The following is a 533-nucleotide window of genomic DNA, read 5'->3' as shown; positions in this document are numbered from 1 at the left end:
CCAAGAGGCAAGCCTCTTGGTTTGGGCTAGATTCCGTTTCGCTCGCCGCTACTCAGGAAATCGCATTTGCTTTCTCTTCCTCCAGGTACTTAGATGTTTCAGTTCCCTGGGTCTGTCTTCCATACCCTATGTATTCAGGTAAGGATACCATACCATTACGTATAGTGGGTTTCCCCATTCGGAAATCTTCGGATCAAAGCTTACTTACAGCTCCCCGAAGCATATCGGCGTTAGTCCCGTCCTTCATCGACTCCTAGTGTCAAGGCATCCACCGTGCGCCCTTTCTAACTTAACCAAACTAAAATTAAAAAAATATGAGCTACACTGTTATCTAGTTTTCAAAGAACATACATTTAAACTTGAGAGATAGTTCTCTCAAAACTGAACGAAACGAAACAAGTCAACGTTTATTGATGAACTGCGTTCATCAATTCTCCATAGAAAGGAGGTGATCCAGCCGCACCTTCCGATACGGCTACCTTGTTACGACTTCACCCCAATCATCTGTCCCACCTTAGGCGGCTGGCTCCATA

General features: G+C 45.0%; 2 rRNA genes. Both read right to left on the bottom strand.

Features of this window, described 5'->3' with window-relative positions:
* A 23S ribosomal RNA gene (locus tag MR071_RS25105) occupies positions 1-295 on the bottom strand; the annotation flags it as partial.
* A gap of 146 nt (positions 296-441) precedes the next feature.
* A 16S ribosomal RNA gene (locus MR071_RS25100) occupies positions 442-533 on the bottom strand; the annotation flags it as partial.

This window comes from Bacillus cereus group sp. BfR-BA-01316 (assembly GCF_022664195.1).
Taxonomy (GTDB): domain Bacteria; phylum Bacillota; class Bacilli; order Bacillales; family Bacillaceae_G; genus Bacillus_A.
This window is presented reverse-complemented; position numbering and strand designations above follow the sequence as displayed.